At 50.8% G+C, this 12,361-nt stretch carries 10 protein-coding genes and 1 pseudogene; 3 read left to right on the forward strand and 8 right to left on the reverse strand.

Translation table 11 applies throughout. The features are described 5' to 3' along the window. Nucleotides 1-200: 200 nt before the first annotated feature. Together RT340_RS04385 and RT340_RS04390 are read left to right on the forward strand one after the other, a co-directional pair. Nucleotides 201-1,451 (forward strand): NAD(P)/FAD-dependent oxidoreductase, encoded by a 1,251-nt coding sequence (locus RT340_RS04385; protein ID WP_313374384.1) that lies wholly within the window; start codon nt 201-203, stop codon nt 1,449-1,451. 79 nt (nt 1,452-1,530) lie between these two features. Then, a complete protein-coding gene (locus RT340_RS04390) occupies nt 1,531-2,670 on the forward strand; it encodes an alpha-hydroxy acid oxidase (protein WP_072226584.1) in 1,140 nt (379 codons plus the stop codon). 45 nt (nt 2,671-2,715) lie between these two features. Here the strand turns inward: RT340_RS04390 and RT340_RS04395 are convergent, their stop codons facing one another. From RT340_RS04395 to RT340_RS04410, 4 genes and pseudogenes are all read right to left on the reverse strand, one after another. Further along, the gene (locus tag RT340_RS04395) at nt 2,716-3,435 is read right to left on the reverse strand and encodes a dienelactone hydrolase family protein (protein ID WP_058961380.1); all 720 of its coding nucleotides are present in this window, start codon (nt 3,433-3,435) and stop codon (nt 2,716-2,718) included. A gap of 279 nt (nt 3,436-3,714) precedes the next feature. Next, nucleotides 3,715-4,461 (reverse strand): annotated as a pseudogene (locus RT340_RS04400) (MFS transporter); the annotation flags it as partial. Nucleotides 4,462-4,670: 209 nt separating this feature from the next. Then, a complete protein-coding gene (locus tag RT340_RS04405) occupies nt 4,671-5,360 on the reverse strand; it encodes a type 1 glutamine amidotransferase domain-containing protein (protein WP_058961382.1) in 690 nt (229 codons plus the stop codon). A 13-nt stretch (nt 5,361-5,373) separates the two neighbouring features. Further along, a complete protein-coding gene (locus tag RT340_RS04410) occupies nt 5,374-6,792 on the reverse strand; it encodes a coniferyl aldehyde dehydrogenase (RefSeq protein WP_313374390.1) in 1,419 nt (472 codons plus the stop codon). 103 nt (nt 6,793-6,895) lie between these two features. Here RT340_RS04410 and RT340_RS04415 point away from each other — a divergent pair, with 103 nt between their 5' ends. Continuing rightward, a complete protein-coding gene (locus RT340_RS04415) occupies nt 6,896-7,786 on the forward strand; it encodes a LysR family transcriptional regulator (protein ID WP_313374392.1) in 891 nt (296 codons plus the stop codon). On the opposite strand, the gene RT340_RS04420 is transcribed toward RT340_RS04415, so the two are convergent. The 4 genes from RT340_RS04420 to RT340_RS04435 form a co-directional block, all read right to left on the reverse strand. Continuing rightward, the gene (locus RT340_RS04420) at nt 7,783-8,529 is read right to left on the reverse strand and encodes a Fic family protein (RefSeq protein ID WP_313374394.1); all 747 of its coding nucleotides are present in this window, start codon (nt 8,527-8,529) and stop codon (nt 7,783-7,785) included. The two genes, RT340_RS04415 and RT340_RS04420, sit on opposite strands and share 4 nt — an antisense overlap. Beyond that, on the reverse strand, nt 8,526-8,789 hold the full coding sequence (locus RT340_RS04425; protein WP_058961386.1) for a hypothetical protein: 264 nt from the start codon (nt 8,787-8,789) through the stop codon (nt 8,526-8,528). The genes RT340_RS04420 and RT340_RS04425 overlap by 4 nt, the downstream gene beginning before the upstream one ends. A 130-nt stretch (nt 8,790-8,919) precedes the next feature. Beyond that, nucleotides 8,920-10,566: a malate dehydrogenase (quinone) gene (mqo, locus tag RT340_RS04430; protein ID WP_313374397.1), complete on the reverse strand. Its 1,647-nt coding sequence runs from the start codon at nt 10,564-10,566 to the stop codon at nt 8,920-8,922. A gap of 306 nt (nt 10,567-10,872) precedes the next feature. Continuing rightward, nucleotides 10,873-12,261, reverse strand: coding sequence for an APC family permease (locus RT340_RS04435; RefSeq protein ID WP_097119155.1), 1,389 nt, complete (start codon nt 12,259-12,261; stop codon nt 10,873-10,875). Nucleotides 12,262-12,361: the final 100 nt, after the last annotated feature.

The following is a 12,361-nucleotide window of genomic DNA, read 5'->3' on the forward strand; positions in this document are numbered from 1 at the left end:
AACGGCAGCCATGCTGATTATTTCGAATAAGTTTTTGGGCCTTGGCAAGATATTAAACGTTGAAGCCCGCCACTAATCATGAATCTGTGCGCTTTGGTTTTACCGAAGCGCTGAATTAAAAAAGCTTGCTTAGCGTTAACACGAACAATGATTACGATGATGAATAACCCATCGCGTTAAAATCTATTTAGGGATTCCACATGTCAGTAGAAAAAATTAATACCGTAATTGTCGGTGCAGGTCAGGCGGGCATTGCAATGAGTGAACATCTTTCATTGATGGGTGTCCCGCATATTGTATTTGAGCGTAACCGCATTGCAGAGCGCTGGCGTTCAGAGCGTTGGGATTCACTGGTCGCCAATGGCCCCGCCTGGCACGATCGTTTTCCTTCAATGAAATTCGATAATATTTCTCAGGAAGCTTTTCCTCCTAAAGAGCGCATGGCTCAATATTTCGAAGATTATGCCAAAATGCTCAATGCGCCGGTGCGCACTGGCGTTGAAGTGCATCAGGTTGAACGTCTGCCGGGACGTAGCGGCTTCAAAGTGCTGACCGCTATTGGAGAATTTGAAGCAGATAATGTGGTGGCGGCAACAGGGCCGTTCCAGAAGCCTTCATTCCCGCAAATCGTGCCGGACAGTGCCAACCTGCATCAAATTCATTCCTCTTCCTATAAGAACCCGCAGCAGTTGCCAGAAGGCGGCGTGCTGGTGGTGGGCGCGGGCGCGTCAGGCTCACAAATCGCTGAAGAGCTGGGTAAAACGGGCCGCAAAGTCTATCTGTCGGTCGGCGAACATTATCGTCCACCACGCTCTTATCGTGACCGAGATTACTGCTGGTGGCTGGGTGCTTTAGGCTTGTGGGATGAAGTGAAAATCAAGCCGAAAAAACAGCACGTTGCCTTTGCCGTGAGCGGCTATGAAGGCGGTAAAACGGTTGATTTTCGTCGTCTGGCTCATATGGGCATTACCCTGGTGGGTATTACTCAGCAATGGGATAACGGCGTGTTGAGCTTTGCTGATGGCCTGGCTGAGAATATTGCAGAAGGTGATAAAGCTTATTTCGACGTACTACGTGATGCCGATGCTTATATCGAGCGTAATGGTCTGGATCTGCCGCTGGAGCCACAGGCCTGGGCATTATTATCCGATCCAGACTGCCTGATTAATCCTTTAACGAAATTAAACCTGGCCGAGGCCGGTATCACTTCTATTATCTGGGCGACAGGGTTTAAATTTGATTTTAGCTGGTTGCAGGCGGATGCATTTGATGAGAAAGGCGTGCCTTTCCATAAGCGTGGTATTTCAGCGGAGCGGGGTATTTATTTCCTTGGTTTACCGAATCTGGTGAATCGCGCCTCCTCCTTTATTTATGGCGTGTGGCACGATGCAAAATATATTGCCGATCATATCGTGCTACAGAATGCCTATACCGACTACGAGAAATCGTAAGTTATCTGTGTGTGTATTTGCGTGATCGCAGGCGGCTAAATGTTATTTTATTTGGCCGCTTTTTTTATCAGGTGGAAAAGTGACCATTACCTGTATTGAAGAATTGCGGCAACTGGCGCGAAAACGTGTGCCAAAGATGTTTTATGACTATGTCGATGCAGGTTCCTGGACGGAATATAGCTATCGCGCCAACGAAGCTGATCTACGCCGCATCGAATTTCGTCAGCGTGTCGCGGTGGATATTGCGGAACGCAGCACGGCAAGCCGAATGATGGGGCACGATGTCGCGATGCCGGTGGCGATTGCCCCCACCGGACTGACCGGCATGATCCATCCCGATGGTGAAATTCATGCGGCACGCGCAGCCAAAAAATTTGGTATTCCCTTTACGCTCTCTTCCATGAGCATCTGTTCGCTGGAAGCTGTATCTCAGGCCACGCAGGGGCATCCATTTTGGTTCCAGCTCTATGTATTGCGTGACCGGCAGTTTGTGGCAAATCTGATCGATCGCGCTAAAGCGGCCAACTGCAGCGCGTTGGTGGTGACCATGGACTTGCAGGTCTTTGGTCAGCGCCATAAAGACATTAAGAATGGCCTTTCCACGCCGCCCAAAATGACGCTGCGCAATGTGCTCAATATTGCCACTAAACCGCGCTGGTGCTGGCAGATGCTGAATACGAAGCATCGTAATTTTGGCAATATTATCGGGCATGTAAGCGGTGTGGATAACATTGACTCGATGGTGGAGTGGACGGCACAACAGTATGATCCGCGGCTCTCCTGGAAAGATATCGAATGGATTAAACGGCACTGGGGCGGCAAGTTGATTGTGAAGGGCATAATGGATGCCACTGACGCGCAACTGGCGATCGAAGCGGGTGCCGATGCGTTGATTGTTTCCAACCACGGTGGGCGTCAGCTGGACGGCGTGTCTTCGTCAATTACACTGCTGCCGGAAATTGTGGCGGCGGTCGGCGATCGAATAGAAGTGCATTTTGATGGCGGCATTCGTTCCGGGCAGGATGTATTAAAAGCCATAGCGTTAGGCGCCAAAGGCACCTACATCGGGCGTAGTATGCTGTATGGATTGGGGGCGCTAGGTGAAGAAGGGGTGACCACAGCGCTAAGCATCATCCGTAACGAGTTTGATCTGTCGATGGCGTTTTGTGGCAAAACCAGTGTAGCGGCCATTGATGGCGGGATTTTACGCGTGCGCTGAAAGACGGGGAAATAGCGGGAGGCTAGTCATCCTCCCGCCGCGTCATTAAAACACTTCATCCAGCAATTGATACAGGCGTTTGAAGGCACGCTGCGTCACTTCCGGATGATACTGCGATACGCCAGCATTATCGGCTTTTGGATCGGTGAAGGAGTGCACCGCACCGGCAAAGCTCACCAGCTGCCAGTCAACGCCTTTGCTGTTCATCTCATTGGCGAAGGCGGCTAGCTGCTCGCGCGGCACAAGAGGATCGGCCGCGCCGTCCAGTACCAGCAGTGAAGCCTGGATAGTATGACTGTCATAAGCGCCCTGGGTATCCAGCGTGCCGTGGAAAGAGGCGGCCGCTTTGATGTCCGCGCCGCTACGTGCCAGTTCAAGCGCACAATGGCCGCCGAAGCAGAAACCGATAGCCGCAACCTTATCCGCGTTGACGGGGGCGGTGGTTTGGGTGCGCAATGCGCTGAGGGCTGCCTGCATGCGCGCCACTTCGGCGGGGGTGTCTTTCACTGCCATCATCATCGCACCCGCTTCTTCGCCGTTAGTGGGGCGTTGACCCTGACCGTACAGGTCAGCTACCAGCACCACATAGCCGTGGGCGGCAATGGCTTTGGCTTGTTCAGCAGCATCAGTGGTGGCCCCCATCCAATTGGGCGCAATAACAATGCCCGGTTGAGCAGTGTTATTATCAGCCTGGTAAACTAAATAACCTTCAAATGTCTCGTTGTCCACGGTGTAAGAAAGGAATGAAGACTGGATGTTGCTCATTAATTAAGCTCGCTTATTTTTATTAGCAGATGAAGCCACGACGTTACCGACTATTTTGAATTTAGCAATTGCATGCTGGGCTCACCGCACCAAATGTTAATGTCATATTTAACATTTCACTTCAGCATTAAATTTCTGCCATTTTTGGCTGGGCTTTTCCTCCGCCAAGCGTGCTAAGAAAACTGAGCAGGGTGAATACCGTCATAATGCTCACCATAATCCAGGGCGTACCGTTGTTAAGCCCTGCCAGCAGCAGTGAGGAAACAATCCCACTACCGTGATGCCGAAATAGCTGATATACACCGCAGGCGAACCGACAATAAAGGCGTAAGCAGCAACGTAATAAAAAGTCACGCATAAGGTAAAACGCATAAAGTTTTTATTTTGCAGCAGGGTGCGATAATTACCCATTATTTGCCGAGGTGACGCCGTTACCCTTTTTTCTGCCGGCAGTGTTTCAGGAAGCCAGAGCAGTGATATGAACATCTATGCGCCGACTAACGCCAGAAACCAGAAAATCACCGGCCATTGCGAGTAACGAATGATTTGCCCACCCATTAATGGCCCCGCGATATGGGCAATCGCCATAACAATGATCAGCGTCGACAGCATCTGCGCAGCACGCGTGCGGCTGAAAAGGTCGCGGATCATGGCACGCGCCAGCATCGGGCCGGTGCAGGCGCCAGCGGCCTGAATGACACGCCAGAAGACAATCTGAGGCATGTCGCTGGAGAGTGCGCATCCCGCTGAGCCGACAGCAAAGATAATCATCCCGATATATAGCGGTGTTTTTCGGCCGAGTTGATCGCTAATCGGGCCCCAGATTAGCTGTGCGATGGCAAAGCCAATCAGGAATCCGGTGACCGTCAGTTCCGAATCGCCGTGTAACGCGGCTGACATCGCGGGCATCGCCGGAAGATAGATGTCGGTTGAGAGCGAGGTAAATGCCATCAGCGCGCTAAGAATAATAATAAAAGCGATGCCGGTTTTCATATCCGGAGGATGCGTTGCAGTTTTGATATCCATAGTGTCTTTTTATAAGAAAAGGATGGGGCCTGTGCGGTGCCAGGGCTTGAATACAGTGATGGAAAAGGGATTGCGGGGTAGCTTAACAAAGGCGGAAGGGATTGATTAGGTGCGCCAGTCTACTAGCACCTATGAGCAAAATTCATTAATGGGAGGGTTAATAAGACGAGGGCGCATCACCGCCAGAGCAGTGATGCGCTTTAACGCGATTAAGGCTGTTGTGCTGCCAGTTGCAGCAGCAGCGCTTTCGCCACATCTTCTGAGCTGGCCGGATTTTGCCCGGTGATCAACTGACCGTCTTGTACGACAAACGGTGCCCAGTCCGTGCCTTTTTGATAATGCGCGCCCAGTTTGATGAACTCATCCTCAATCAGGAAAGGCACCACGTCGGTCAGCTCAACGGCTGCTTCTTCGCTATTGGTAAAGCCGGTGACCTGCTTACCCTGAATTAACGGGGCGCCGCTCGCAGCTTTCACATGGCGCAATGCGCCAGGTGCATGGCAGACAAAACCCATCGGCTTACCCGCACGATCGAAAGATTCGATCAACTGGATGGAGTCTGCTGACTCCGCCAGATCCCACAGTGGACCGTGGCCGCCAGGATAAAAGACCGTATCGAAATCCTGCTGATCAATGCTTGCCAACTTCACGGTATTGGCCAGCGCCTGCTGTGCCGCCGCATCAGATTTGAAACGTTCGGTCATAGCAGTCTGAAATTCAGGTAAATCACTTTTTGGATCCAGCGGCGGTTGTCCACCCGCCGGAGAAGCCAACACCACTTCGGCACCCGCATCTTTAAACACGAAGTAGGGTGCGGCGAACTCTTCCAGCCAGAACCCGGTTTTTTTGCCGGTGTTGCCCAACGCGTCATGTGATGTTAGAACCATCAAAATTTTCATTGTCTGTCCTCGATTAATGTTGGTTATTCAGTAATGCAGTCAATGCTGCGCTTTTGTCCTGATAGGGCGCACGCAGCCGTAAATTTGTGGTGCCCGCCTCATCCTGGATCACAATCGGCTTGGCGTGACTGAAACGACGGAATCCGTGAATCCCGTGATACGCGCCGATACCGGATGCGCCCACGCCACCAAATGGCAGGCTGTCGAGAGAAGCATGGGTCATGACATCATTTATCACCAGTGCGCCAGGAGTGGTGTGCTGAGCCATCAGCTTTTGACGCTGTTTATCATGGCCAAAATAGTAAGCGGCCAGTGGACGTGGATGCGCATTGATATAGCGAATCGCTTCCTCTACCTCTCCGCTGTAGCTTTTGACTGGCAGCAGCGGGCCAAAAATCTCTTCCTGCATGACTGCCATCTCTTCGGAGACATTGAGGATCAAATGCGGCGCGATTTTGCGGCTTTGCGCATCAAAGTCCGGCTCACCCGCAGGGGCCAGGCTAACGATCCGGGCACCTTTAGCTCGGGCATCTTCGATCAGACCGATCAATCGCTGATAATGACGAGCACTGATTATGGCGGTGTAATCCACGTTGCTTTGCAGCGTTGGGTACGTCTGATGCATGAACTGCTGTGACGCGGTGATAAATTCCGCTTCAGCGGCATACGGAAGTAATAGGTAATCCGGTGATATACAAATTTGACCGGCGTTAAAGGTTTTTATGGTCAGGGTTCGGGCTGCCGCCATTGCCACATCCGCATCTGCGTCGATCACCACCGGCGACTTTCCACCCAGTTCCAGCGTAACAGGCACCAGATTCTCTGCCGCTGCACGCATCACATGCTTTCCGACGGCGGTGCTGCCGGTGAAGACCAGATGGTCGAATGGCAGAGCGCTAAACGCTTGTCCCACTCTGGCGTCACCCAGAACCACGCTGAGTTCATTGGCGGCGAAGTAACGCGGCACTAACTCCGCCAGTAATGCCGAGGTGTGGGGTGTCAGCTCAGAGGGTTTTAGCATCGCAGTGTTGCCCGCAGCAAACACACCGGCCAATGGGCCAAATGCCAGGTTAATCGGGAAATTCCACGGGCTGATAATGCCAACGACACCTAAAGGTTGCGGTTCGATACGCGCCTGCATACCCGCAACCGGGACTTCGGCGATCTCCGGCTGCATCCACTGCTCCAGATGCTCGGCGGAGTGCTGCAACATGTTGATGGTGGTCATCAGGTCGGCCGCCTGGGTTTGATAGGCACTGCGATGACCAAAATCGGCGCTGATAGCCGCAGTAAACGCAGCATGATTCTCGCGAATTAATGCCACGCTGCGTAATAAGCGATCGCGGCGAAGTTCGGCGCTAGCAGGTTCGTTCTGCAGATGAGCCTGTTTCATTGTGTGCAGCACATGCAGTAATTCTTGCTGAAGTGACATGATTTTTCCCGTGCGTTTCAAGATGTGGGCAGCTTACTCGCGCTGGTGTTTGACGGCTAACAAGGCTATTTTGGCAGGGGTATAAAATAATTTATGGGGCACTATGTCACTGGTTCGCTTACGAACGTTTATGGAAGTGTATCGCCAGCGCTCAATTTCCGGTGCGGCGCGCGCACTGAATCTGACGCAGCCTGCGGTTTCGCAACACATTAGCGGCCTGGAAGTCGCAGTGGGTCGACCGCTGTTTGAACGTCAGGCCCATGGCGTAATGCCGACGGCCGCTGCCGACGATTTGGCCGCTGATATAGGCAACTCTCTGGATACCGCAGAGTCTGCTTTATCATCCGCGCGTGCCCGATCGATGGATGTGAGTGGAACGTTGCAGATCATTGGACATGCTGATTTTATGGCGGAGAAATTATCAAGTGAGCTGCTTCCTCTGCTTGAAAGCGGCATTCGCGTGCATATGCACAGCGGTGATGGTCCGCTCGTTGCGCAGATGGTGATTGAAGGGCACTGTGATCTCGGCGTGACGGCACATCCGGTGACCGATCCACGTTTAAAGGGGGAAGTGATTTTTCAGGACCGTGTGGTTGCAGTGGCTGCACCGGCCGTGGCGGCTCGCTTACACAACAGTGCAGATTTTTCTGCGGATTTGATTAAAGAACCTTTGCTGGCTTATGACCTAAAACTCTCTTTGATTGATCATTGGCTGGATAAAAATCGCATTAAATACCAGACGCTGTTACCTGCGGTAGTTGGGCAGGATTTACGTGGTTTGCGAAGTTTACTCTGCGGCGGATTTGGCTGGTCGGTGATGCCAGCATTTTTATGCCAGGCGCAAATCGCGCAAGGGGAGTTGGTGGTGCTGGACGCGCCAGTGGGGGATACGGAAATTCTCTATCACCTTATCTGGTTACCCAGCGCTCTGCGCCAACCGCGTATTGCCCATGCAAGACAGGCACTGGTTTGGGGGATGAATAACAGCCATTAAGATTTATTATCTAAAGGTTGTGACTGGTAGCTTTTATAATGTTTCCTGACTAGCGGATCGTCAATGTCGCTATAATTGATTTGCCCTTTATCCAATCCATCCAGGCCTTTAATACTACCGATGGTTAAAGGCCATTCGTCCCTGCTATGAATCTCGATAATGAACGGTTGGAGATAACGATCCAGATGTCCTTTCCCAGGTTCACGAATTTCTCTGCTCAATGTGCGAAGGTAATCATCTTTTTTTGTTTTAGACCAGTCGACAGAAAAACCTGCACGGAAGCTTAATTCCATGAAAGTTAGCAAAATTGTACGTCCGTTACCATCGAGGAAAGGGTGAGCAAAAGCCAACTGCCCCATCACTTCTCCTGGCTTTTGACGAAATTTGTCCCTGTCACTGGCAAGCTTTAACGCATACTCCACTGCAAGCTGAATAAGATGTGGATATTCAAATACCGTAAAGTGTTCGTCTTCACGCGCGCCTTTAAAGATCGATAGGTGAGGAACTAACTCGTTTCGGTCTTTTCCTGCCCAGTGATAGAAGTCACCGAAAAGAATTTCGTGAACTTTAAGTATGGAAGAATATTTTACGTGTTTTAGCGTTGATAGGTACAGCAGCGCATCTTCCAGACTCAGTTCGAATGAAAGATGTTCAGAAGCTTTAACTTCATCAGGATCTTTTAAATTTAAGGCATTCTGTAAATAACCCGCTGTTTCATAGTCGCCGAAAGGATCAAAAATCATGCAGAAAAATTCTGTTTAATTTGTCTTTTCTCACGCAGATAGTCGCCTTGCATCTCCAGCGTTTCTGCCTTGGTTAAAATGCCTTTTTTCTTCAGATTAACCAGAAGTTGTTCGATGACATCAAGTTCTACGATGTCATCGGCCAGGCGAGTAATTGCAACAGCCATGCGACTCATACCATCACGGTCAGCCGTTACGTGGTGAACTTTAGCCAGTTCACGTACCTGATTAGCAACACTTAATGATGCAGATTTATTCATGTCTTTGCCTCATTCAATGATACCCAATTTTAGCACGCAGAAGGTTGAGTGTCTGCTATGCGATTTGACCTTATTCCAGACACAAAAAAGCCGGACATTGTCCGGCTTTCTTCATTAGCGCGAAGGAGAATTACAGCGCCATATCCTGCTTAGCGGATTCTGCACGAGGCTTAGCCTGCGTAGGGGCAACGGACTGATCACCCATGTTGATGACCGGTGGTTTGGTCAACTGCAGCGTAGCAGCGGTGTTGTCCCAGACCTGCTGAGTCAGTGCGGTGTTACCGTTCAGTTTCTGGCCGAAGCTTGGAATAATGCCGCGAATCTTCTCTTGCCACTCAGGAGAAGCGAACTGCTCCGGGAACAACTTCTTCATCACGTCGAGGGTGATTGGCGCAGCAGTTGAAGCACCTGGTGATGCACCCAACAGGGCCGCCACGGTTTTCTGCTGATCGGTCACGATTTCGGTGCCGAGTTTCAGCACGCCGCCTTTATCCGCATCTTTCTTGATGATCTGTACGCGTTGACCCGCCTGGATCAGTTTCCAGTCTTCTTTACGTGCGTTCGGGTAGTACTCTTTCAGCGCGGCAAAACGATCGTCGTCGTTCAGCATCACCTGACCAATCAGGTACTTCACCAGGTCAAAGTTATCGATACCCACGTGGGTCATCGGCATAACGTTGCTGGTGGTGGTCGCGCTCAGCAGATCGAACAGCGAACCATTTTTCAGGTATTTGGTTGAGAAGGTGGCGAACGGCCCGAACAGCACCACTTTTTTACCGTCGAGGTTACGCGCATCGATATGCGGAACCGACATCGGCGGTGCACCTACGGAAGCCTGACCATACACTTTCTGCAGGTGACGGCTGGTGATCTCCGGGTTTTCGGTCATCAGGAATGAGCCGCCTACCGGGAAACCGCCGTAATTATCCGCTTCCGGAATGCCGGTTTTCTGCAGCAGTTTGATGGCCGCGCCGCCTGCACCGATAAACACATATTTCGCGTCAACCGAACGGTTCTCACCGCTCTTCACATCTTTGATGGTGACGTGCCATGAATTATCGCTGTTACGTTTGAAATCAGTAACTTCTGAAGAGGTTTCTAATTTGAAGTTCTGATCTTTCTTCAGGCTGCCAATCAACTGACGGGTGATTTCACCGTAGTTAACGTCAGTACCGACTGGCGTCCAGGTGGCTGCCACTTTCTGATTAGGATCGCGACCTTCCATCACCAGCGGAGCCCACTGCTCAATCTGCTTGTGATCGGTTGAGAACTTCATGCCCTGGAACAGGGTGGTTTTCTGCAGTGCATCGTAACGCTTAGTCAGATACTCAACGTTTTTATCGCCCCAGACAAAGCTCATGTGTGGGGTGGAGTTGATGAATGAACGCGGGTCATGCATTACGCCGCGCTGTACCTGAGAGGTCCAGAACTGACGGGAAATCATGAAAGCTTCGTTAATTTCCAGCGCCTTGCTCACGTCGATTGAACCGTCTGCACGCTCTGGCGTGTAGTTCAGTTCCATGTTCGCAGAGTGACCGGTACCGGCGTTGTTCCAGCCGTTAGACGATTCCAGTGCGACGCCATCCAGACGCTCAACCATCAGCTGCTTCCAGCCTGGTTGCAGTTCCTGTAGCCAGGTTCCCAGTGAGGCGCTCATGACGCCGCCGCCAATCAACAGAACATCGGTTTTTTCTGGTGCGTTTTCAGCGTGGACCACTGAAGAAACAAGCAGCGCTGCCAGTGAAAGGGCAGACACGATTTTTTTAGAGTGAGTCATTCTGATCCTGATCTTTGTACTTTGCAGGTGAACGTTAAAATTTCGGTTTGCAAATTAAAAGATTGTTACGAAAAGATTAACTTGTTTTTAGTTAATAAAGTATTGGTGTTAATTACTTAACTTACATAAAACCAATATGGCGGGAATTTAAGCAATGAATGCGAAAGGTAGGGAGATATATCCGTGAGTACTGCGCGGTTATTCTTTATAGCGAGCATCGCGACTTAGGTCAAATAAAACACCATAACGCCAGGTTAAATATTTACTCGCTAACTGGGTGCGCATGGCTGCGCACCACGACGATGACTAAGCGCGAGCTTTAAAATTGCGTTTCAGCGACATACCGTATCCCATCAAGGCGCAGCCAGCAATGAACCAGGGAATCATCTTCACCACGCTAGAATCACTGCCGCTTAAGGATTGCAGATTATTAACCACCAAAATAATCGTCACGCTCATGCACACCATTGACAGTAACGGTGCCCAGAATACGGTGAATGGATTTTCGCTATTCTCCATCCGACGGAAGAACAGTATCACGGCAGCGGAAACGCCCAGTTGTAAAATCAAAATACACAGTGTGGCGACGGCAGAACCGATAGCGAAGATGTGCACCATCGGGTCCAATCCCGCGCTGCCCATACCTGCCAGTAGCATCAGCATGATCACGCTGTGAACGTGGCTGGCATTATGTGGCGTGCCGTTAGTGGGATGAGTTTTGCACAACTCTTTCCAGATCAGACCATCGCGGCTAATGCTGAACAAATACCGTGAAATATTGTTATGAAACGCCAGCGCCGCTGCAAATAAACTGGTGATCAGCAATACCGACATGGTTTCTACAGCCCACTGTCCAACATATTGCCGGGTAATGTTAAACACGAAGTTGCCGGGATCTTTGCTGGCAATCGCGACAATCTGATCAAAACCGTATGCCTGCACCAGTGACCAGCTGGTGAAACAGAAAAATGCCGTGATCAGTAACAAGGCACAAACTGTGGCACGCGGCACAGTTTTATGTGGGGCACGGCACTCTTCCGCATATATGGCGGTAGATTCAAAACCGATAAAAGCGGCGATGGTGAAAATAAAGGCGATGCCAAGGTTGCCCTGCATAAACACCGATGGCTCGAACGATTGGAAGCTGTAAGGACCGACTTTTTTGATTAACAGCATCACGTCGGTGAGTAACACAATAGCCACTTCCGCCAGCATTAATATGCCGAGTAATTTTCCACCGACTTCGACGCGTTTAATGCTCAATACCCAGCATACCAGCACAAATAGCATGCTCAATGCCCACCAGGGAATATGGGCTGAAAAGTGCTCTTCAATAAATAACTGCGTGAAGAATCCCAGCATTGCGACGATGGCTATCTGAATAGAGATATACGCCATCAGCGCTAATACTGACGCGGAAGCGCCCCAGTTTTCGCCGATTCCTTTAGAGATATAGGTATAAAAGGCCCCCGCATTATTGACATGACGGCTCATGGCAATAAAGCCCACGGCGAATAACATCAAAATAATACACGAGAGAATATAAAACACCGGAATGCCACCGCCGTTGCCAGAAATAATCGCCACCGGCAAGCCGCCCACCACGCCTGTCAGCGGCGAGGCTGCCGCGACGACAAAAAAGACCAGAGAAAACAAACCCAACGTATTTTTGCGTAAGCCGGAATCCTTATTCATCGCCAAAGCCCTCAACCGCTAAGAGAAAGTTCTCAGGCAATCTGTGCCGCCTGAGGCCGGTAACATAGCGGCATCATTTCTCAGCTGAGCATCTGGCGGA

This window comes from Pantoea sp. CTOTU50773 (assembly GCF_032082325.1).
In the GTDB taxonomy this organism is placed as follows: domain Bacteria; phylum Pseudomonadota; class Gammaproteobacteria; order Enterobacterales; family Enterobacteriaceae; genus Pantoea; species Pantoea communis.